Below are 21,972 nucleotides of genomic sequence, written 5' to 3'. Positions count from 1 at the left end.
CCGTGGCCGGAAAAGTCGAATGAGAATGACGCAGTCGCTGATTCCCATCCGGATTTAGTAGTGACCGGCGACACATTCGGGGTTTATCGTGGGTTCAGGCCGCAGCACGACGAGGCGAAAACTTCCGCCAAAAGTGTTCTGCAGAAGCCGGATTCATTCACAGATTCGTTCACTCCATCGAAGAGGACATGATGACTGCAGTCGTTCACACCCCAGCCGGACTCGACCCCCGGGTCGTCGACTTCGTTTCGTCGCCGAAGCGCATGTTCGTCGACGGCCGATGGGTTGACTCCGCGTCGGGCAGGACGTTCGAGACGGTCGATCCCGCCACCGGACAGGTGATCACGACAGTGCCGCACGCCGGAATCGAAGACGTGGACCGGGCGGTAGCGGCGGCCCGGCGGGCTTTCGAGTCCGGGCCGTGGCGCTCGCTCACCCCCGCGGCACGTCAGCGGATCCTCTGGAAGATCGGCGAGGGGATTCTGGCCCGGGCCGATCAGTTCGCACAGCTCGAGTCGATCGACAACGGCAAGTCCGTAGCGGTGGCAAAGGCCGTCGACGTGACGTGGGCGGCGGAGATCTTCTTCTACTACGCCGGCTGGGCCACCAAGATCGAAGGCCGCACCATCCCCGTGTCGGTGCCGTGGGCGCCCGGAGCACGCTTCCACGCCTTCACCACCCGTGAACCGGTCGGTGTGTGCGCACAGATCATCCCGTGGAACTTCCCGCTGGTGATGGCCGCGTTCAAGGTGGCACCCGCGCTGACCTGCGCGAACACCATGATTCTCAAGCCTGCCGAGCAGACACCGCTCACCGCGCTGCTCCTCGCCGAGGTGATCGCCGAGGCCGGCGTCCCCGACGGCGTGTTCAACGTGCTCACCGGTTTCGGCGACATCGGCGCGGCGCTGTCGAGCCACGACGACGTCGACAAGGTCGCGTTCACCGGTTCGACCGAGGTCGGAAAGAAGATCGTCACTGCCGCATCGGGGAACCTGAAGAAGGTGTCCCTCGAACTCGGTGGCAAGAGCCCGCAGGTGATCTTCTCCGACGCCGACCTCGAGGCCGCGATCCCGGGCGTGGCCGGCGGTTTCCTGTTCAACCACGGCCAGGCCTGCACGGCCGGAACGCGCCTGCTCGTCGAAGACCGGATCTTCGACGAATTCACTTCCGGTGTAGCCGATTTCGCGAAGTCCCAGAAGATCGGACCCGGACTCGACCCCACCAACGACATCGGCCCGCTGATCTCCGAGGAGCAGTTGGGCAAGGTCACCGGATACATCGACGCCGGACTCGCCGACGGTGCTCGCGCGCTCTCCGGCGGGCAGCGGCACGGCGACACCGGCTTCTACGTGGAGCCCACCCTGCTGGTCGACGTGAACCGTGACTTCAGCGTGTACCAGGAGGAGATCTTCGGACCGGTCGCGGTGGCGGTGCCGTTCAACCGGGAAGAAGGCGTCCGCGCGGCCGCCAACGACACCCCCTACGGCCTCGCCGCCAGCGTGTGGACCCGGGACGTGTCCCGCGCCCACGAGGTGGCCGCCGAGATCAAGGCGGGCACTGTGTGGGTGAACTGCCACAATGCCTTCGACACGGCGCTTCCGTTCGGCGGCTACAAGCAGTCCGGGTGGGGACGCGAACTCGGTGAAGGCGCCATCGCCGAATACACCCAGAGCAAGTCCGTCAACATCGCCCTCTAGATTCCTCGACCGGACCCGAATGAGAATCGTCCTGCGTGCGTTCTCATTTGCTGTCGACGAACTGTGACGCTTCGGCAACTGCGCCGACAACCCGCAGTCGCATGCTCGTCCCAGAGCTCACCGCGGAGCCTCCACGCAGGCCCTCTCCTCGTGAAAGTCGAAGGAAACCATGACAACCAACGCCCCCACGCACTCGAGTGCGGTCAGCGACGGCGCCCCTCGCAGACTGGCAGGCACCCTCGGTCCGGGTGCCATCGTGTTCATGGTCGTCGCAGCGGCGGCCCCGTTGACCGTGATCGCCGGAACCGTCCCTCTGGGCATCGCAGCGGGCAACGGCGCCGCCTACCCCGCGTCGTACATCGTCTGCACGGTGGTACTGCTGTTCTTCGCCGTCGGATTCACGGCGATGGCCAAGCACCTCCCCGGCGCCGGCGCGTTCTACACATACATCACGCAGGGCCTGGGCCGGCATGCCGGTCTCGGCTCCGCGTTCCTCGCGCTCGTGTCCTACACGGCCGTCCAGGGCGCGGTGTACGGATACATCGGAGCCGCCGTCAACGATTTCGTCACCGCTCACGGCGGCCCCGAACTTCCCTGGTACGTGTGGGCCCTGGCCGTGACGGCCGTGGTCGCGATCCTCGGATACCGGCACATCGACCTGTCCGGCAAGGTGCTCGGCGTACTACTCGTCTGCGAGGTCGGAATCGTCCTCGTCATCGACGCCGCCGTCATCGTCCGCGGCGGCGGCGGCGGCGACGAAGGATTCTCGACGGCGGCGTTCCACCCCGCCGAGTTCTTCTCCGGAGCACCCGGCATCGCACTGATCTTCGCCATCGCCGGGTACATCGGATTCGAGGCCACCGCCGTCTTCCGTGACGAGGCCCGGGACCCGGGCCGCACCATCCCCCGGGCCACCTACCTGGCGTTGCTGGTCATCGGCGGCTTCTACGCACTGTCGAGCTGGGCGATGGTCAGTGCGTGGGGCGACGAGGGTGCCGTGGCCATCGCGACCGAGAATCCGGAAGGGATGATCACCGAGACCGCCACCCGCTACGTGGGCGCGATCGCCGGCGACCTGGTCCAGATCTTCCTGATCACGAGCCTGTTCGCGGCCCTGCTGTCCTTCCACAACGTGCTGTCCCGGTACATCTTCTCCCTCGGGAACAGTGCGGCCCTGCCCGCGGGATGCGGCCGCTCGCACGTCAAGCACGCGTCGCCGTACATCGCGTCCGTCGTGCAGACGGCATCGGCTCTCGTCCTGATCGTCGCGTCCGCCGTTGCCGGACTCGACCCGGTGACCGAGGTGTTCGCGTGGTTCGCCGGTGTGTCCTCGGTCGGCATCGTCGCACTGATGACCCTGACCTCCGTGGCCGTCCTCGTCTACTTCGGCCGGACCCGGGTGGACCGGCGGGTGTGGAACACCGTGATCGCACCCCTGCTCGGCCTCGTCGGCCTGGCCGGGCTTCTCATCATGACCGTCGCCAACCTTCCCCTTCTCGTCGGCGGGTCGAGCACTCTCGCCGCCGTCATCGGGATCCTGCTCGTCGGAACCTTCGCCGGCGGAGCAGCCGTCGCCGTGCTCCGACCCCACGCCGCACGCCACGACACCGCTCTACCGCAGCACGACACGAACGACACCATCATCGACAAGGAGATCGCACGATGAGCACCGCCACCACCGAGACCCCGGCCACCGTCGGTTCCGCCGCCCCGGATCATCCGCTCACCCCGTTGTCTGCGGACGAGATCCGTTCGGCGAAGGCACTCCTCACCGACGAGGGACTGATCGGCGAGAACGTGCGCTTCGTCTTCGTCGCGCTCGCCGAGCCGCACAAGTCGACGGTCCTCGCGTTCACACCGGGCGACCCGATCGAGCGACGCGCCCGGATCCTGCTGCTCGACCGATCCACCGGCATCGGCACCGACCTCGTCGTGTCGGTGACGGAGAACCGCGTGATCAGCAGGGCCATCGTCGATTCCGCCACCGACGGCCACGTGCCGATCCTCGACGAGGAGTTCGAGGACATCGAGGCGTTCCTGCTCGGCAGCTCCGACTGGCTCGCGGCGATGGCCAAGCGCGGCATCGAGCCGTCGAAGGTCCGGGCGGTTCCCCTGTCGGCGGGCGTGTTCGGTCACGAGGACGAGGTCGGGCACCGCATCGTCCGCGTCCTCGCCTTCCACCAGAAGGACAAGGCGGACCTGCCGTGGGCTCACCCCATCGACGGGGTCGTAGCCTACGTCGACCTCACCGAGCGTCGCGTCGTGAAGGTGGTCGACGAGATCGAGCTACCCGTCCCCGCCGAGCGCGGCGAATGGAACGCCGAACCGCATGCCACACCCACGCGGACCGACCTCAAGCCGATCGAGATCACTCAACCCGAAGGTGCCAGCTTCTCCGTCGACGGCAACGAGATCACCTGGGCCGACTGGAAGTTCCGCTTCGGTTTCGACGTGCGCGAGGGTCTGACGCTGCACCAGCTCTCGTTCGACGACGGGGGAGTGGAACGTCCCGTGATCTATCGTGCCTCGATCGCCGAGATGGTGGTTCCCTACGCCGATCCGTCCCCGGTCCGGTACTGGCAGAACTACTTCGACCAGGGCGAGTACCTGTTCGGCCGGTACACCAACTCGCTCGAACTCGGCTGCGACTGCCTCGGCGAGATCCAGTACTTCGACGTCACGATCGCCGACGAGTCCGGTGACCCGCGCGTCATGAAGAACGCGATCTGCCTCCACGAGGAGGATTACGGCGTCCTGTGGAAGCACACGGACATGTTCAACGGCATGACCGAGACCCGCCGCTCGCGCCGCCTCGTCATCTCGTTCTTCCTCACCATCGGCAACTACGACTACGGCTTCTACTGGTACCTCTACCTCGACGGCACCATCGAACTCGAGGCGAAGGCCACCGGAATCGTCTTCACCTCCGCCTACCGCGGTGCCGACGGATTCTCCACCCAGATGGCGCCCGGGCTCGGCGCCCCGTTCCACCAGCACCTCTTCTCCGCCCGGCTCGACATGGCCGTCGACGGCAATGTGAACACCGTCGAGGAAGTGGATGCCGTGCCCGTCCCGATGGGTCCGGAGAACCCGTGGGGCAATGCCTTCCGCTGCCAGAAGACCAAGCTGACCACCGAATCCGAGGGGCAACGCACCGCCGACAACCTCAAGGCCCGGGTCTGGCACATCACCAATCCCACCAAGCAGAACCGGCTGGGGCAGGACGTCGGGTACGCGCTGCACCCCGAAGGTCAGCCGGTGCTCCTGGCGGATCCGTCCAGTTCGATCGCCTCCCGTGCCGCGTTCGCGACCAAGCACCTGTGGGTCACGCAATACGACGAGTCCGAGCGTTATCCCGCAGGCGACTTCGTCAACCAGCACCCGGGCCAGGCGGGTCTGCCGACGTTCGTGGCGGGCAACCGGGACATCGAGGGCGAAGACCTGGTGCTGTGGCACACGTTCGGGCTGACGCACTTCCCCCGGCCCGAGGACTGGCCGGTCATGCCGGTCGACTATGCCGGGTTCACGCTGAAGCCGGTCGGATTCTTCGACCGCAACCCCGCGCTCGACGTGCCGGCGAGCACCGCGACGCACTGCTGCGAAGGCTAGAAGTCGTGTCCGCCGTCTTCTCTCCGATCGCCCGCCGCGCCAGTCATTGGTTGCGGCGGGCGGCCGCGGCCCTCGCGGTTGCCGCGGCAGCGCTCCACGCCGCGTCGCTCGGTGAGCATGCGACGTCGTCGCCGATGGTCGGCATGGTGACCGCCGCGATGATCTTCGGATGCCTGTACTGCGCCCGGCACCTGTGGATGCGTGGTTCACACCGGGATTGGGGTCTCGTCGCGCTGATGAACGTCGGCATGATCGCGTTGCACGTCACCGTGATGAGTCCCGGGTCCGGTGGCGGTCACCACGGGCACGCGATGCACGCAGCGGCGTCGGCTCCGATGGGTCATTCGATGTCGACTCCGATGGCGGCGGCACTCGCGACGGCCGCACTCGAAGCGATCGTCGCCGTGACGGTGCTGTTCTATCAGACTCGGTTCGACGCCCGAGAAATCCCGGCCTGACCTAGAGGGTCAGTTTTGCACTGGCGCAAGATCGTTCGATACCAGTGCGAGAATGTCGTTCGCGTGACTGACGGCAATGAAATGACCACCACCGCTGATCGGGTGCCAGACGGCGCCCGGGGTCTTGTCCGCTACCGTCTTGTTGATGATCTCAGGCACCAGGGTGTCGGCGCTGCCCTGCCAGAAGTGCACGGGGCGCGTCACTTTCGTCATGTCGAACGGCCAGGCCTTGTAGAGCATCGTGGCGTCGACGACGAGTCCGTCCGCGCCATGCCGAAAGCACTCGCGCCCTGCCCTCAGGAACGCGTCGAGGACCTTCTCGTCAGCGAGCACCTCCCGGTCCGCGGTGCACGCCGACTGCGTGATCGCCTTAGCGTAGCGATCCGCGAAGTGGGTGGCACTGATACCGAGCACGTCGTACATCAGTGTGAAACCGGGGTGGAAGTGAAGTGCCAGGCGGCCGCCCAGCGCGTCGACGCTGCTGAGATACTTCGCGGCCCAGTTCGATCCGAACGTTCCGTAATTGCCACCGGCGATGCACACGACATCGGCCAGGCGCGCGGGGTCCAGATACGCGGCGGCCGCCAGTGCCCACGGTCCACCCTCGGACCAGCCGGTCACCGCGAATCGTTGTGCGCCGAAGGAGTCGGCCAGCAGCAGGAGGTCATCGGTCCAGCCTTCGAAGGTGCGGCCCGGTTGAGGATCGGACCCGCCCATGCCCGGCCTGTCCGCGCACACGAATCTCAGTCCATTGGCCTTCGCATGCGAATCGAACAGTTCGGCCTCCAGCCGGCTCGAGGGTCCGCCGTGGTTGTGCAGCACGAGCGGTCCGCCCGGGTCACCGGCTTCGAGATACGTGATGGTCCGGTCGCCGACCCGGATACTGCCCTCTCGCGTCACGTAGACTCCTCACAGTGTGGGCCGGACGCCGAAAGTGGATTGGCGGCGTCGAAACTGCAGGTACTCCGATCTCCCTCATACTAGGTGTCACCGGCGTACAGGCGGTACACCCGTCGTGCGGTTTCGCCGAAGAAGCGCGCTTGTTCTGACGGTGACAAGTCGCCGAGTGCTGCCTGGACGGTGGACACCATGGTTTCGGTATCCCACAGCAGATGGTCGATCGGGTAATGCGAGGCGAACATGCATCGCCCGGCGCCGAAGATGCTGAGGGCCGTCCGGACCCACCGACCGATCGCCTCCAGGGATGTTCCGAAAATGAGGGCGATTCCCTGCAACTTGAGGACGACGTTCGGAAACTGACTCACCGCCGTGAGGCGTTCTTCCCACCGGGTGAAGCCCTCGGCAGTGAGATCGACCGGCCAACCGGCCGCCTCCAGCACGAACGTGGTGTCGGGAAACGCGGCGATGAGTTCGTGCGTGGCGGGTAACTGCTCGTCGAAGACGAGCAGATCCCACACCAGCCCCGCATCGGCGACCTGCTCGAATCCATGCAACCAGGCCGGGTCTGACAGGTAGTCGCCGCGCGCACCCAGGCGCTTGGTCGGTTCGGCCGCCCAGTACAGCGGCTGACGCACAGCCCGGACCACCGGGAGATCCCGGTATTGCGCGAGAACGCCTGTCAGATCGCCTGAATCGAGCTGCACGGCCGCGATGAAGGCGTTCGGAACACCGACGCGGTCGGCGCAATGCTGAACCCAGATGGCCTCCGCGACTCCGTCTGCAGCACCGAACTCGCACGCGACCGAGGCCGTGACGGGCGTCCCCTCGAGCTGTGCCCGATAGTCGTGCGGCAGGTACCGGTGCGCAGCGTCGTAGTAGTTCGGCAGCAAGGCGGTGAGCGCGGGTGGGCGATTGTCGATCCACGGGTACGCGAGATCGGGCAGGTTGATGAAATGATGATGAGCATCGACAATGTCCACCTCACGCAGCATATTTCAGTCGTCGACGGGGGATCGGGCAATTGGTCGAGCGCGGCTCCTGTGGTCGCGTGGATCGTTAAGGTGTCGACATGGAACGCCGGATCGACGAAGCCCTGGTCCATTACGTCGAGCACGGCACCGGCGTGCCGCTCGTGGCTCTGCACGGCGCCGGCGTCGATCATCGTGAGATCGAGGCGGCAATCGAGGCCGTCGTTCCCGGCACGGGATACCGACGGATCTACCCGGACCTGCCGGGGATGGGCCTGTCGACAGCCGACGGCCTGACCTGCAACGACGATGTGGTGACGCTGCTCGGCGACTTCATCCACAGCCTGGGCGCGGGCCCGGTGATGCTGGTCGGCCATTCCTACGGCGCCTACCTGGCACGCGGGGTGGCCGCACAGCGACCGGACACGGTGCTCGGCCTGGCGTTGTTGTGCCCGGTCAGCGAGCGGTCACGACACGTGCCCGACCACGCCGTGGTTCGCCAGGACGCCGATGCCTACGACGAACTCGAACGTGCACAGTGGGCGGGGTTCGACGAGTACTTCGTCGTGCGCACGCCGGCCACTGCGCGCCGCTACCGCGACCATGTTCTGCCGGGTACGACGCTCGTCGACGAGGACGCTCTCGGGCGCATCTTCGCCGGGTGGACGGTCGACGTCGGATCGAATGCGTTCCCGGGGCCGACGTTGATCGTGGCGGGCCGCCGCGATTCGGTCGTCGGGTACACCGACGCGGCCGAATTGCTCGAGCGCTACCCGCACGCCACCCTGGCCGTCGTCGAGGACGTCGGTCATGCACTCATGCACGAGCGGCCCGAACTACTTGCCGCTCTGTTCGGCGACTGGTTGGATCGGCTGACGCGCTCGGCCGATGGTTCTACCGGGACGCTTCCGTCCAGGTGACCGGCAGGTCGTGGACGCCGTAGATGTTCATGTCGGTCCTGAGTTTCACGTCGCCGGCGGGGATGGCGAGCCCCAGGGTCGGGAAGCGGCGCAGCAGTCCCTCGAATCCGGCGCGCATCTCGAGGCGGGCCAGTTGCTGGCCCAGGCACAGATGGACGCCGTGGCCCAGGGACAGGTGACCGCGGGCCTTGCGGCGGATGTCGAGGGTGTCGGGGTTGTCGAAGCGCTGGGGGTCGCGGTTGGCGGCCAGCAACGAGACGACGACCGTCGATCCCTCGCCGATTGTTTCGCCGCCGAGTTCGATGTCCTCGGTGGCGTAGCGATAGAAGATGTCGGCGACGGACAGGTAGCGCAGGAGTTCCTCGACGGCATCGGGGAGCAGGTCGGGGTCGGCGCGCAGTTCCGCCAGCTGCTCGGGGTTCTCCAGCAGCGCGAAGGTGCCCAGCGCCAGCATGTTGGCGGTGGTCTCGTGGCCGGCCAGCAGCAGCAGGAAGGCGGCGCCGGTCAGCTCCTCGATGGTGAGGTCGTCATCGCGGGCCAGATCGGACAGTATGTCGTCTCCGGGGGCGGCGCGCTTGTGCGTAACCAGTTCGGCCAGGTACGTGCTCAGTGCGCCGTACGCGGCCATCTTCTCGTCGAGCGGCTGGTCCTTGATCAGGAACTTGGCGGAGTTGACCTGGAAGGTGTCCCGGTCCGCGTAGGGGACACCGAGCAGTTCGCAGATCACCAGCGAGGGCACCGGCAGCGCGAACTCTTTGACCAGGTCGACCGGCGGGGTCAGGCGCGCCATCTCGTCCAGTTGCCGCTCGGCGACGTCGATGATGTGGTCTTCGAGCTGCTTCATGCGTTTGACGGTGAAGGCGCCGGTGAGTGTGCGCCGCATTCGGGTGTGGTCCGGCGGGTCCATGGCGATGAACACGCCCGGCATCTGCGGGGACGGCTCGGTGGCGGTGGGCATGCCGGGGGTCTCGTACGGCACGTGGAGAATGCCGATGTCCTGGCGGGAGCTGAACCGGGTGTCGGCCATGAGCCGGCGGACCGCGTCGTAGCCGGTGACGAGCCAGCCCTCGTGACCGTCGGGGAAGACCATGGGACTGACGGGACGAGTCTCGCGCAGTCGGGTGATCTGCCGGGGCGGGTCGAAGGGGCCCGCATCGCGTTCCATGGGGAGGCCGTACGGGACGGCGACCGTGTTACTCATCGGATGTCCTTTCGTGGCAGTGTCGGTTGCGGGGCCGTGCCGCTACCGCGAGTACTCGCGGTTGAAAAGCCTTTTCGACCAGAGGTATCCGCCGAGGGCGATGACGGCGCACCAGCCGAGCGCGATCCATGCGTTGTTCCCGATCGGGGTACCCATCAGCAGGCCGCGCAGGGTTTCGATGATCGGGGTGAACGGCTGGTACTCCGCGAACCAGCGCAATCCGGCAGGCATGGAGTCGGTGGGGACGAACCCACTGCCGAGGAAGGGCAGCAGAACCAGCGGCATACCCACATTGCTCGCGGCCTCGACGGTCTTGCTCACCTGGCCGAGCGCGACGGAGAGCCAGACGAGCGCGAACGTCACCACCACCAGGAAGCCGACGGTGGCCAGCCACGCGCCCACCCCCGCGGTGGGCCGGAAGCCGACCAGCAGTGCCACGCCGATCACGATCGCGACGCTGAGCATCGCCTGGATCACGCTGCCCAGCACGTGTCCGGTCAGCACCGAGACGCGTGCGATGTGCATGGTGCGGAACCGGGCGATGATGCCCTCGGTCATGTCCATCGCGACCGAGATCGCTGTCCCTTGCACCGCGGCCGTCACGGTCATCAGGATGATCGCGGGCACAACGTAGTTGACGTACTCGGCGCGCCCGCCGGACACCCCGCCCAGCCCTGCGCCCAACGTCCCGCCGAACACGTAGACGAACAGCAGCAGGAAGACGACCGGCATTCCGACGAGAGTCACGGTCATCGACGGGTACCGCAGCATGTGATTGAGGTTGCGGCGCAGCATCGTTGCCGAGTCGCGCAGCGGGTGGAACCGGAGGTCCGCCGGGGCCGGCCCGGCGAGAGTGGGGGCGGGGGCGCTCATGAGGTCACCTTCTCGTTGTTGGGGTTGCCGGTGAGGGCGAGGAAGACGTCGTCGAGATCGGGGGTGTGCACGGACAGCTCGTCGACCTCGATGGCCTCGTCGTCGAGCCGGTCGATCAGGGTCTTGAGCGAGCGGAGGCCGCCGTCGCTGGGCACGCGGAGGGCAAGTGCGTCGGGGTCGCGCGAGACCTGGTCGAGGACGCGCTCGGCCGCTTCGAGGCCGCGTGGGTCGGCGAACTGCAGGCGGACGTGGCTCCCAGGGATGCGGCGCTTGAGCTCGTCCGCGGTTCCCTCGGCGACCAGGCGGCCGTGGTCGAGGACCGCGATCCGGTCGGACAGTTCGTCGGCTTCCTCCAGGTACTGGGTGGTCAGGAAGATGGTGACGCCGGTGGCCACCAGGTCCCGGACGATCTGCCACATTGCCCGGCGGCTGCGTGGGTCCAGGCCGGTGGTCGGCTCGTCGAGGAAGATCACGCGCGGGCTGCCGACCAGGGTCATCGCGAGGTCGAGCCGCCGCCGCATGCCTCCGGAGTAGGTCGAGACCGGCTTCGAGGCCGCGTCGACCAGGTCGAACCGTTCGAGCAGCTGGGCGGCGCGCCGCCGGCCGTCGCTGCGGGCGAGGTGGTGCAGATCCGCCATCAGCAGCAGGTTCTCCTTACCGGTGAGCAGGTTGTCCACCGCCGAGAACTGGCCGGTGACACCGATTGCGGCGCGCACCGCGTCGGATTCGCGGGTGAGGTCGTGGCCGGCGACTCGGGCGTCACCGGCATCGGCGCTGATCAAGGTGGACAGGATGTTGACCGTGGTGGTCTTCCCGGCGCCGTTCGCGCCGAGCAGGGAGAAGACCGTTCCCTGCGGGACGGTCAGATCGATGCCGTCGAGCACGACGTGGTCGCCGAACGACTTGTGTAACCCGGTCACCGCGATGGCCGGCTGAGATTGCCTGGTGGTCATGGCTTCCCTTTCTCGAGGTCCAGAAGTGGATCAGGAACGACGGATCGTGATGCCGCCGAACGAGGTGTGCGCGCGGACCTCGACGGTCTCGTCGGACGCCTCGGGCCGGGTGGTGTTGTCCAGCAGATTGCGTACCTGCCCGAACTTGGTGTTCACCTCGAGCCAGGCGGCGGTGCCCTCGGCGATGCCGATCTCCAGGTCGCCCATCGCGGTCCCGAGCTCGACCGAACCGCGGGCCACCTCGCCGAGGCGAATGCTGCCGTTGGACGTCTTCGACTCGACACTCGCGCCGGCCCGGTCGACGGAGATGTCGCCGTTCGCCGAGCGCACGTGGACGTCGCCGGTGACCGCGGCGATCGCGGTGTCACCGTTGGAGTTCTTGACGATTGCGGAGCCTTCGATCTCGCCGATGCGGACCTTCCCGGAGCCGGTGCGGATCTCGGCGTTGCCCGCGACGCCGTCCGCGGTGACGTGACCGGCCGCGGTGTCCACACGCAACGGACCGGTCTGCTCGAGCCGGACGTTCCCGGTGGAGGTCTTGAACCGGCACTGCCCGAGCCGGCCCGTGCCGCTGAGGTCTCCCACCTGCACCTCGCCGGAAACCTGCGAACCGCTGGGCAGGTCGATGGACACCTCCACCGACCTGGACTTGCGGGAGAAGTCGAGTACGCGCGCTTTCGGTCCCATGACCTGGAGCACGCCGTTCGCGTAGTCGACGCGGACCCGCTGGGCGGCCTGCACGTCGGACTCATCGGATGCGTCGCTCGGGCGCACGTCGACGGTGGTGTCGGTGCGGTCGCTCGCGGTGATCCGCACATTGCCGACGCCGAGTTCGAGCGTGACGGAAATCGGTTCGGGTGTATCGAAATTGGGCATAGCTGTCCCCTCGGGATGAGTTGGTGAAACATCCCCGCAGGTCGGGGACGTGGTGTGAGGTGAGGCGGTGCGGCTAGCGCACCCAGCCGGTGAGGCTCTGCTTGGTCTGTTTGCCGCGCTGCTGGGCGTGCTGGGCGCGGTCCGGTTGCTGCAGCGCGGACGAAGCCGCGCGGACCAGCCAGGCGTTGACCGAGCGCCCCTCCTTGGCTGCGGCCTCCTCGACCGCGGCCTTGAGCTGTTCGGGGAGGCGCACGTTGATCCGCGCGGTCGGGCCGTCCTCGGCGATAGGTGTGCCGCCGTCCGCCGGTGCGGCATCGTCCTCGGTCGCGTCTTCGATCGGCTCGGCGGGCCGTGCGGTCACGACGAAGTTCGGGTCGCGTCCGCGCAGGCGCAGCTCCACCGATCCCGGGGCCAGATCTTGGGTGATCTCGTCCGTGGCGGCGGACAGTGCGTCCAGCAACGTCATCCGGATCGCAGACTCGAGCGACCCGGTCAGGCGCTCGACCAACGCACGGGATTCGTCACCGCCGGCTTCGGCGAGGGTGGCGAATTCGCGTCCGAGGTTGCTCACATACGGTGTCAAATCCATGGTGCCATCGTGGCACAGCAATGGCACCATCGCAAGGGTTTAGTGGCTCAAATGTGGTGCCATATGGCACCACCTGGCCGTTCTCGGATGAAAAGTGCTGGTTGTTGCCGCTCGACCAGCCGATCGGATAACGGCCGGAACCTCCCTGGGCAACGACGGTCTGCGCCTAGAATCCCAGTGAGCAGCGACTCCCACTCGACCTCTGCGTACGAAGGGATCGACCCCATGAGCTTGTCGACTCGTAGCCGGCTGCGTCGAACGGCCACCGCGCTCAGCATCGTTCTTGCCCTCGCCACCGTTTCGTGCGGATCGGACGGTCGCAGCGGCGAACAGCAATCAGCGGAAAACGGTCCCGACGTCGCGCGCACCGATGATCCCAACGCCGACAAGATCGTCGCTATCGTTCGCGACAAGCTGACGGAGCTCGATCTCAGCGGCGCCGTATTCGGTGTGTGGCGCGGCGACGAGGAGATCGCCGCCGGGGCGGTGGGGGAGTCTCCGCTCGGCGTTCCCGCGACGCGTGACATGCAATTGCGAGTCGGCCAGCCGATGGAACCGATGCTGTCGACAATTCTGTTGCAGCTGGGCGAGGCCGGAACGCTGAGCCTGGACGAGCCGATCGCCAAGTGGGTGCCCGACTTTCCGCGAGCCGACAAGATCACCCCGCGGATGCTCGCCAACAGCACCACCGGCATTTCGGACTACGTGACCAACCCCGATTTCCTGAAGATCTTCTACGCAAATCCGATCAAAGGCTTTACGTCTCAAGAGATCTTCGACTTGGCGAACGCCCGCCCGCCGCTGTTCGAACCGGGGACCAGTTTTGCCTACGCGCACAGCGACCTGTGCCTGCTCGGTGTGGTACTCGAGAAGGCGGCGGGAAAGCCGTTGGGCGACCTTCTGAAGGAGCGGATCTTCACGCCGCTGGGGATGGACGCGAGCAGCGTGGTGCTGACACCCCAGATGAGTGAACCGATCCTGCACGGCTATACCAACGAACGCGGCGTCTTCGAGGACTCCACGTTCTGGAATCCCACGGCGTTCCTCAACAGCGGCAACATGAACTCGACGGTGGCCGAAGTCGCGCGGTGGGTTCGTGCGCTCGGCACCGGCGAACTCCTGTCCGACACGGCGTTCACGGAGATGATGGCGGACAAGACCGCCGGGCTGGGCCCGCTGACTGCGGACAAGTACTTCGCATTCGGAACCGTTCACCTGGGCAGTTGGCTGCTCATGAACCCGGCATTCGGGGGCTACAACGGCATCGCCCTCTACGAAACGGAGTCGAAGACCACGATCGTCGTCTACGCCACGCTCGGACCGACGGCCAATGCCAACGCCAATAACACGGTGCCGATCGGCAAGGAGATCGGCGCCCTCCTCTTCCCCGACAACCCGCCGAAGGTGCCCTGACGCTCACCGTGGAGGTGGGCGGATTGCACCCGGCGGGTCCGCGAAAACCGTTGTCGCTACGGGCTAACCGGCATCCTCTTGGGCGGCGAGCTGCACCCTGATCCGCGACGTCGCGTTGATCAACGACTCATTGTTGACGGCGGCCGCAGCGTCGGCGTCGCCCTTGCGGGCGGCCTCGACGAGACGTTCCTGGTACCTCCACAACGAGTCGTCCCCCGGCGTGTCGAGGGTGCCCTGCGCACCGACGATCTTGTAGGCACGGCAGTGCTGCCACAGGGTACGGATGGAATCGACCAGCACGGGGTTCGCTGATGCTTCGTAGAGAATCGTCAACAGCGCCTCGTCGTGATCGAGAAGCGCCACCACCCGGCGTTCGGCGATGGCGGTCTGCATGAGTTCGTACTCGGCGTGCATCCGGTCGACGTTCGCGGGGCTGATCTGCTGGGCGCCCAATCGTGCGGCTTCCACTTCGAGCAACCGTCGCACGTCGTAGACGTGGACCAGTTCGGCCAAGGTCAAGCCCTTCACGACCGCGCCCTTGTGGGGGACGCGCTCGGCCAGACCGGCTTCCTCGAGCCGCCGGATCGCCTCGCGCACAAGCATCACGCTCGTCCCGACCTGCGCGGCGATGTCGCGAATGCGCAGGCGGGAGCCGGCAGGCAGATCGCCGTTCATGATCGCCTCGTGCATCGTCTCGTAGACCTGGTCGGTCAACAGGGACGTTTCGGCGCGCTTGGTCATTACCACAGCTCAAATATAAACCGCACGAGGGGCGCAGCCGTGCGCCAGACGACCTGCGCGAGTCTGCGCGCCGCGCCGCACACCGGTGCCGCGACACACCGGCAGCCTGAGTTGGTCGTGCGTCCAGAGCGTTTACGCTCGTCGGAGGTGCTCGGGGCGGAGTGACGGACGGCGGGTGGGCTGTGAAACACAGGGCGCGTAGATCAACTCTGGCGGTGGTGACGGCGGCGGCCGCGGTACTGACACCGATCGCGGCGTCGGCCCCGGTGACAGCCGATCCGCTCGGGTTCACGAAGACCACGCTCCATTTCCAGGTTCTCGTCGGACCGAACCGGGACGAGCCGTGCGACGTGATCGGCGACGTGTACAAGCCCGACTCGGCGTCGGCGTCGAACCGGGTGCCCGCCGTGCTCACCACCAACGGCTTCGGCGGTTCCAAGAACGATCAGACCGGCATCGCGTCGTTCCTCGCGTCCCGCGGCTACGCGGTGCTCGCGTATTCCGGGCTGGGCTTCGGCGGTTCCGGTTGCAAGATTCACATGGACAACCCCGACTACGACGGGCGCGCCGCGAGTGAACTGGTGAGCTTCCTCGGCGGACGCGACGGCATGGCGTTCGTCGATCCCGCGCACACCGTCCCCGTCCCCGGTCTCGACTACGTGGTGCAGGACCCGACCGCTCACCACGGCGTCGCCGAGGCGCACGATCCGCGGGTCGGCATGGTCGGCGGCTCCTACGGCGGGGCCGTGCAGTTCGCCGCGGCCTCGGTGGACCCCCGGATCGACACGATCATCCCGATGATCACGTGGAACGACCTCAGTTACTCCCTCGCGCCCAACGGCACCGACCAGATCACCGGGGTCAGCACGTCGGTTCCCGGTGCGTCGAAGGTGGTGTGGTCGCTCATGTTCGGGGCCATCGGCGTGACCAACCCCCGGGCCGAGGGCTACGCGCAGGACCCTGTGCGGGCGTTGGGTTGCCCCAATTTCGCCGACCCCGCGTGCCCGGCGCTGACGCAGGCAGCGGTGCAGGGCTACCCGGACCCCGGGTCCGTCGACTTCCTGCGCCAGTCGTCCGTGGTGTCGTACGCGGACCGGGTGAAGGTTCCGGCGTTGATCATGCAGGGTCAGCAGGACACCCTCTTCGACCTCAACGAAGCGACGGCCACATTCGAGACCCTGCAGGCGCAGGGCAACGACGTGAAGATGATCTGGCACAGCTGGGGGCATTCCGATCTCACTCCCGCCGAGGGCGAGATCAGCATGAAGGATCCGAACCCCGACACCCAATACGAGACGGGCCGGATGGTCGACTGGTTCGACCACTACCTTAAGGATCGCGCGGTCGACACCGGGCCGGTGTTCAGCTACTTCCGCAACTGGGTCGACTACACCGGCAACGCCGCACCCGCGTACGCCGAATCCTCGGATATCGCGGTAGGCCAGGACTATTCGCTCTACCTCTCCGGCGACGGCGCACTGACCGACCGACTCGACGGCATCGTTCCCGGCGCGCAGACGCTGAACACGCTGCCCGGCGGCCTTCCCACCGACCGGGAGGCACCGGACACCCGGCCGGGGAATCAGGTCCCGCAGGGCATGATCCCCGGCACCCAGGCCGAATGGTCGTCCGGCATCCTCGACGCCCCGCTGGACGTGGTCGGCGCCCCGACGCTCGACGTCCGCGTCACCGCCGCACCCGCGGTCACCGGTGTCGAGGACTCGGTCGTGGTCTTTGCGAAGCTGTACGACGTGGCTCCCGACGGCACCGAAACGCTGATCAACGGACAGGTCGCACCGGTGCGCATCGTGGCACCCGGTGAGCCCGTCCGGGTCACGATTCCGGCCATCGTCCACCGCTTCGACGAGGGGCACCGCGTTCGCCTCGTGGTGTCCGGGGGAGACCCGAGCTTCCGCGGAAGTCTGGTGCCGCACCAGGTCACCATCGCCGCGGGCGACCCGGGGCAGGCGCTGGTGCTGCCCGTGACCGGCTGAGGTCGGGCCTCGTGCAGATGGGTCGCCACGAAACGAGTGATTGACATCACATGAGGGTCGGGATCACACTGGAACCCTCAAATTGAATCCGATGTCAAGATCAATTGCGTCGGCTGGTGGAGAGGAACCACAGGTGACCAAGCTCGGAGGAGTGTGCGACAAGCGCTTCACGGCGTTGCGGGAGGCACTGAAGGACAATCTCGACTCCGGTGAGGAACTCGGCGCGTCGATCGTCGTGACCCTCGACGGAGAGGCGGTGGTCGACATGTGGGGCGGATGGTCCGACACCGATCACGCCACCGAATGGGAGCGCGACACCATCACCAACGTGTGGTCGTGCACCAAGACGGTCACCGCGCTCGCCGCACTGATGCTCGTCGACCGTGGACTGCTGGACGTCTACGCGCCCGTCGCGAAGTACTGGCCGGAATTCGCGGCGGCAGGCAAGGACCGCGTCGAGGTTCGCCATCTCCTGTCGCACACGTCGGGTGTGTCGGGGTGGGATCAGCCGATCACGGTCGAGGACACGTTCGACCTCGCCGAGTCGACGAAACGGCTCGCCGCCCAGGCGCCGTGGTGGGAGCCGGGCACGGCGTCCGGATATCACGCGCTGAACTACGGCCATCTGATCGGTGAGGTCGTCCGCCGAATCGACGGGCGCACGCTCGGCCGTTTCGTCGCGGAGGAGATCGCCGGGCCACTGGGGGCCGACTTCCACATCGGATTGGACCCGTCGGAGTTCGGCCGGGTGTCGAACGTGGTCCCGCCGCCGCCGTTGCCGATCGATCTGGCCTCCCTCGACCCCGCCAGTGTCATCGTCAGGACGTTCACCGGCCCCGGACCGGACGCGTCCGCGTCCTGGTCCGACGAGTGGCGCCAGGCGGAGAACGGTGCGGCCGGTGGTCAGGGCAACGCCCGGTCGCTCGCCCGGATCCAGTCCGTCGTGGCCTGCGGGGGAGAACTCGACGGCGTCCGCCTGCTGTCGCCGGACACCATTTCCCTGATCTTCGAGGAGCAGTCGAACGGCGTGGATCTGGCTCTGGGGCAACCGATTCGATTCGGCATCGGGTACGGTCTGCCGACGCCCGTGTCCGTGCCGTTCGTGCCCGAGGGACGCATCTGCTTCTGGGGTGGCTGGGGCGGCTCGCAGGTCGTCGTCGACACCGAACGCCGGATGACCATGACGTACGTGATGAACAAGATGGGGCCGGGACTTCTCGGCTCCGACCGGACCGCCCAATATGCGACGGCGACGTTCGATGCGCTGAGGTGACGCGCCCGCCCGGGGCGTGATCAGGACGCCAGCCCCTTGTCCTGCAGCCATTCCCGGGCGATGTCGCCCATGTCCTCGAGGTCGGCCACCCGCTGGTTCATGTCGATGAGATCCTCGGTCGTCAGTGCTGCCGACACGTCGGCCAGGACGCCGCGGACATCGTCGCCTGCCTTGTTCTCGTTGATGATCGGGGTGATGTTCTCCGCCAGGAACAGGTGTTTGGTGTCCTCGAGTGCCACGAGGTTCTCCGACCGCATCGCCGGGTCGGTGCTGAACACGTCCGCCACTTTGATCTGACCGCTGAGCAGGGCGTTGAGCGTCAGGGGGCCGCCGGCGTCGAGTGCCAGGAACTCCTTGAACGTCAGTCCGTATTTGTCCCGCAGGCCGGCGACGCCGTTCTCCCGGGTCTTCCATTCGGGCGGGCCGCCGAGGGTGAGCTCGTCGGCGTGGGGCACGAGGTCCTCGATCGTCTGGAGCGAGTATTCGTCCGCGGTCTCCTGTCGCACCGCGAGCACGTCCTTGTCCTCGGCGGGGGACGGTTCCAGTGCGATGAGCCCGGCGGGCAGCTTGGCCTTGATCTCCTCGGTCACCTCGTCCGACGCAGTAGCGGTGGTGGCGCTGTCGAGGTATTGGAGTAACGCACCCGAGTACTCGGGCAGCAGGTCGATGGAGCCGTCCCGGATGGCCGGGACGTACACCTCCCGGCTTCCGATGTTGAGCTTCTCGGTGACGTCGATGCCGTTCGCGCGCAGCGCCTCCGCGTAGATCGTCGCGATCAGCTGGCTTTCAGGGAAGTCCGCGGAGCCGACGACGATGGCACCGTCGCTGCTTCCGCCGTCGTCGGACGCCAACGGGTCCTTGCCGATCCCGCATGCAGTCAACGACATCAGGGTGGCGCCGGTCAGCGCGACGATCAATGCCTTCTTCATGATGATGTCCTTCAGATCAGCGAGGGCTCGGGAGCGGACGCGGTTCGGGCTGCGACGGCGGTGTCTTCGGAATCGGATCGCTTGTTCGCGCCGCTCCGCTCGCGTCGCGTCAGACCGGGTGAGACGACCCGAACCGTGAGGAATCCGATCGCCAGGTCGAATGCGAGCGCGAGGAGAGACACGAGGACCGCTCCGGCGGCCATCTGCGCGTAGTCGCTCTGCGCCTTGCCGTCGATGAGGAGACGTCCCAGCCCGCCCAGCGAGATGTAGGCGGCGACGGTCGCGGTCGAGACGATCTGCAGCACGGCGCTGCGCACACCCGACAGCATCAGCGGCAGCGCGCAGGGCATCTCGACCTCGGTGAGGATGCGCATCGACCGGAACCCCATGCCCCGCGCAGCGTCCACGGCGGCCGGGTCGACCGAGCGAATGCCTGCGTACGTGTTGGTGAGAATCGGCGGGATGGCCAACAGCACCAGCACGATCAGGCTCGGAATGAGATAGGCCAGCTTGGTCGAGAACGACGGCGCGATGACGAGCACCAGCAGGATCAGCAAGCCGATGGTGGGAAGGGCGCGCAGCGAGTTGGCCAGGCCCGCGACGACGACCGCTCCGCGACCGGTGTGCCCGATGTACAAACCGAGCGGAACCGCGATCAGCGCCGCCGCGAACAGGGCGAGGAATGTGTACAGCAGGTGCTGGAGGAGGAGAGCAGGAATGCCCTCGGGCCCGGTCCAATGAGCACCGTCGAGCAGAAAGTCGATCATGATGAGACCACCTTCGGGGTCCACGGTGTGAGTAACCGATTGGCGAGCACGATGAGCAGGTCGAGAACCAGCGCCAGCAGCAGGCACAGCGCGATACCGGTGATGATCGGTGTGTAGAAACGCAACTGGAAGCCCTGGGTGAACAGGGAACCGATCTGCGGGATCCCGAGCAGCGCGGCGAGAGAGACCAGACTGACGTTCGACACGACCGCGACGCGCAGTCCGGCGCAGATGACGGGAACACCCACCGGCAGCTGAACTTTCAGCAGAGTCTGGTACGGCCGGTAGCCCATCGCCGTGGCGGCGAGCACCGTCTCCTGCGGCACCGAATCCAGGGCGTCGGCGATGACGCGCACGAGCAGGGCGACGGTGTAGATCGTCAGCGCGACGACGATGTTCATCGGATCGAGAATCTTCGTTCCGAGGATCGGCGGGAGCAGGACGAACAGCGCCAGCGACGGGATCGTGTAGAGCAGGCCGGCCGTGCCCACCACATAGGGGTTGATCCGGCGACTGCGATGCGCCAGCCAGCCGATCGGCAACGCGACGATCACACCGACGACGAGCGGCACGAGCGCGAGGAGGATGTGCCAGCCGACCAGTTCGGCGATGCGATCGGACTGGCGGCCGAGCCATTCGATGTTCATCGGGCCATCGCCTCCGTGGCTACGAGATCCGCAGACTCGATCGCCGCGACCGCCGCGTGTGCCGTCACGGTTCCCACGAGCACACCGTCGCCGTCGACGACGACACCGCGTTTGCTGGGTGCGGACAGGGCGGCGTCGAGCAGGGCCCGCATCGTTCCGTGCGCATCGGCGACCGTCCCGCTGAGATTCACGTCGTCCGGGCGGATGCGGTCGACGACCTTCGCCGGTTGCACCCAGCCGATCGGCTTGTTCGCCGGGTCGACGACGAGCAACCAGTCGTCCGTGGTCCGGGTGCGGGCATCGGACGCCGAATCACCCAGACGAGCAACGGGTTCGGCGACCGTCTCCACGCGGCCGCCGAGGTTCGAGAAACCCAGCGAACGGTAGCCGCGGTCGCGTCCGACGAAGTCGGCGACGAACTCGTCGGCGGGTTCGGTCAGCAACTCCAGCGGCGTCGCCGCCTGCGCCAGGATCCCGCCGGTCCGCAACACGACGACCTGATCGCCGAGCTTGAGTGCCTCGTCGATGTCGTGCGTGACGATGATGATCGTCTTGCCGATGTCCTTCTGCAGTCTCAGAAACTCGTCCTGGAGCTGGCTCCGGACCACCGGGTCGACAGCGCTGAACGGTTCGTCCATCAGCATGAAGGCCGGATCCGCGGCGAGGGCGCGCGCGACCCCCACTCGCTGCTGCTGGCCACCCGAGAGCTGCCACGGATACCGGTCCGCGAAGTTCGCCGCGAGACCGACCGTCTCGAGCAGCTCCATCGCCCGGGTTCGCGACTCCTTCTTCGTCTTTCCCAGCAATCTGGGCATGGTCGCGACGTTGTCCACGATGGTGCGGTGCGGGAACAGTCCGGCATGCTGGATGACGTACCCGATCCGCCTGCGCAGCAGCGCCGGATCCATGTCCGCCGTGGATTCGCCGTCGAGGGAGATGGTTCCGGACGTCGGTTCGATCAATCTGTTGATCATGCGAAGCGACGTGGTCTTGCCGCATCCCGACGGCCCGACGAGTGCTGTGATCTTCCCGCTCGGGCACTCGAGGTCCAGTTCGTTCACCGCTGTCGTGCCGTCCGGATATGCCTTGGTGACTTTGTCGAATGTGATCATCCGCGTGCTACTTTCGTGTAATCCGAGTGGAGACACACTCGGAAGTTCGGTG

The 21,972-nt window shown here is 66.8% G+C and carries 20 protein-coding genes; 8 read left to right on the top strand and 12 right to left on the bottom strand.

The features are described 5' to 3' along the window. Positions 1-191 precede the first annotated feature (191 nt). The 4 genes from ACNJ7E_RS38340 (at position 192) to ACNJ7E_RS38325 (ending at position 5,764) form a co-directional block, all read left to right on the top strand. A complete protein-coding gene (locus tag ACNJ7E_RS38340) occupies positions 192-1,697 on the top strand; it encodes an aldehyde dehydrogenase family protein (RefSeq protein WP_418342278.1) in 1,506 nt (501 codons plus the stop codon). Positions 1,698-1,866: 169 nt separating this feature from the next. After that, entirely contained in the window at positions 1,867-3,363 is a 1,497-nt protein-coding gene (locus ACNJ7E_RS38335) for an APC family permease (RefSeq protein ID WP_280781324.1), read from the top strand. After that, positions 3,360-5,306: a primary-amine oxidase gene (locus tag ACNJ7E_RS38330; protein WP_418342277.1), complete on the top strand. Its 1,947-nt coding sequence runs from the start codon at positions 3,360-3,362 to the stop codon at positions 5,304-5,306. Before ACNJ7E_RS38335 ends, ACNJ7E_RS38330 begins: the two co-directional genes overlap by 4 nt. Positions 5,307-5,311: 5 nt before the next feature. Further along, positions 5,312-5,764 (top strand): hypothetical protein, encoded by a 453-nt coding sequence (locus ACNJ7E_RS38325; protein ID WP_280781326.1) that lies wholly within the window; start codon positions 5,312-5,314, stop codon positions 5,762-5,764. 9 nt (positions 5,765-5,773) lie between these two features. Here the strand turns inward: ACNJ7E_RS38325 and ACNJ7E_RS38320 are convergent, their stop codons facing one another. Beyond that, a complete protein-coding gene (locus tag ACNJ7E_RS38320) occupies positions 5,774-6,664 on the bottom strand; it encodes an alpha/beta fold hydrolase (protein ID WP_280781327.1) in 891 nt (296 codons plus the stop codon). Positions 6,665-6,744: 80 nt separating this feature from the next. Further along, a complete protein-coding gene (locus tag ACNJ7E_RS38315; RefSeq protein ID WP_418342276.1) occupies positions 6,745-7,656 on the bottom strand; it encodes an amidohydrolase family protein in 912 nt (303 codons plus the stop codon). A gap of 77 nt (positions 7,657-7,733) precedes the next feature. On the opposite strand from ACNJ7E_RS38315, the gene ACNJ7E_RS38310 reads away from it, so the two are divergent. Beyond that, positions 7,734-8,552, top strand: coding sequence for an alpha/beta fold hydrolase (locus tag ACNJ7E_RS38310; protein WP_418342275.1), 819 nt, complete (start codon positions 7,734-7,736; stop codon positions 8,550-8,552). Here the strand turns inward: ACNJ7E_RS38310 and ACNJ7E_RS38305 are convergent. The 5 genes from ACNJ7E_RS38305 to ACNJ7E_RS38285 form a co-directional block, all read right to left on the bottom strand. Then, a complete protein-coding gene (locus ACNJ7E_RS38305; RefSeq protein WP_283351435.1) occupies positions 8,527-9,753 on the bottom strand; it encodes a cytochrome P450 in 1,227 nt (408 codons plus the stop codon). The genes ACNJ7E_RS38310 and ACNJ7E_RS38305 overlap by 26 nt on opposite strands. Before the next feature lie 42 nt (positions 9,754-9,795). After that, positions 9,796-10,626 carry an ABC transporter permease gene (locus tag ACNJ7E_RS38300; protein ID WP_280781331.1) on the bottom strand — a complete coding sequence of 277 codons (831 nt, stop codon included), beginning with the start codon at positions 10,624-10,626 and terminating at the stop codon, positions 9,796-9,798. Continuing rightward, on the bottom strand, positions 10,623-11,579 hold the full coding sequence (locus ACNJ7E_RS38295) for an ATP-binding cassette domain-containing protein (RefSeq protein WP_280781332.1): 957 nt from the start codon (positions 11,577-11,579) through the stop codon (positions 10,623-10,625). The genes ACNJ7E_RS38300 and ACNJ7E_RS38295 overlap by 4 nt, the downstream gene beginning before the upstream one ends. 30 nt (positions 11,580-11,609) lie before the next feature. Then, the gene (locus tag ACNJ7E_RS38290; RefSeq protein ID WP_005260956.1) at positions 11,610-12,455 is read right to left on the bottom strand and encodes a DUF4097 family beta strand repeat-containing protein; all 846 of its coding nucleotides are present in this window, start codon (positions 12,453-12,455) and stop codon (positions 11,610-11,612) included. Positions 12,456-12,528: 73 nt separating this feature from the next. Then, positions 12,529-13,044 (bottom strand): YlcI/YnfO family protein, encoded by a 516-nt coding sequence (locus tag ACNJ7E_RS38285; RefSeq protein WP_280781333.1) that lies wholly within the window; start codon positions 13,042-13,044, stop codon positions 12,529-12,531. A 225-nt stretch (positions 13,045-13,269) separates the two neighbouring features. On the opposite strand from ACNJ7E_RS38285, the gene ACNJ7E_RS38280 reads away from it, so the two are divergent. Continuing rightward, a complete protein-coding gene (locus ACNJ7E_RS38280) occupies positions 13,270-14,457 on the top strand; it encodes a serine hydrolase domain-containing protein (RefSeq protein ID WP_418342274.1) in 1,188 nt (395 codons plus the stop codon). Between the two features lie 63 nt (positions 14,458-14,520). Here ACNJ7E_RS38280 and ACNJ7E_RS38275 read toward each other — a convergent pair whose 3' ends face one another. Continuing rightward, a complete protein-coding gene (locus ACNJ7E_RS38275; protein ID WP_418342273.1) occupies positions 14,521-15,198 on the bottom strand; it encodes a GntR family transcriptional regulator in 678 nt (225 codons plus the stop codon). Between the two features lie 215 nt (positions 15,199-15,413). Between ACNJ7E_RS38275 and ACNJ7E_RS38270 the strand changes: the two genes are divergently transcribed. Further along, on the top strand, positions 15,414-17,192 hold the full coding sequence (locus ACNJ7E_RS38270; RefSeq protein WP_418342272.1) for a CocE/NonD family hydrolase: 1,779 nt from the start codon (positions 15,414-15,416) through the stop codon (positions 17,190-17,192). Between the two features lie 133 nt (positions 17,193-17,325). Further along, entirely contained in the window at positions 17,326-18,465 is a 1,140-nt protein-coding gene (locus ACNJ7E_RS38265; RefSeq protein WP_280781336.1) for a serine hydrolase domain-containing protein, read from the top strand. A gap of 20 nt (positions 18,466-18,485) precedes the next feature. On the opposite strand, the gene ACNJ7E_RS38260 is transcribed toward ACNJ7E_RS38265, so the two are convergent. Genes ACNJ7E_RS38260 through ACNJ7E_RS38245 form a run of 4 tightly spaced genes read right to left on the bottom strand, consistent with a single transcriptional unit; the run spans position 18,486 to position 21,920 of the window. Continuing rightward, a complete protein-coding gene (locus ACNJ7E_RS38260) occupies positions 18,486-19,394 on the bottom strand; it encodes an ABC transporter substrate-binding protein (protein ID WP_280781337.1) in 909 nt (302 codons plus the stop codon). A gap of 11 nt (positions 19,395-19,405) precedes the next feature. After that, a complete protein-coding gene (locus tag ACNJ7E_RS38255; protein WP_280781339.1) occupies positions 19,406-20,161 on the bottom strand; it encodes an ABC transporter permease in 756 nt (251 codons plus the stop codon). Beyond that, positions 20,158-20,808 (bottom strand): ABC transporter permease, encoded by a 651-nt coding sequence (locus ACNJ7E_RS38250; protein ID WP_280781340.1) that lies wholly within the window; start codon positions 20,806-20,808, stop codon positions 20,158-20,160. Before ACNJ7E_RS38250 ends, ACNJ7E_RS38255 begins: the two co-directional genes overlap by 4 nt. Beyond that, a complete protein-coding gene (locus tag ACNJ7E_RS38245; protein ID WP_280781341.1) occupies positions 20,805-21,920 on the bottom strand; it encodes an ABC transporter ATP-binding protein in 1,116 nt (371 codons plus the stop codon). Before ACNJ7E_RS38245 ends, ACNJ7E_RS38250 begins: the two co-directional genes overlap by 4 nt. Positions 21,921-21,972 lie beyond the last annotated feature (52 nt).

The sequence above is a fragment of the Rhodococcus mengyinensis genome (assembly GCF_048381435.1).
GTDB lineage: Bacteria > Actinomycetota > Actinomycetes > Mycobacteriales > Mycobacteriaceae > Rhodococcus_F > Rhodococcus_F opacus_D.
Note: the sequence above shows the minus strand (reverse complement) of the source record. Positions and strands in the feature narration are given on the sequence as shown.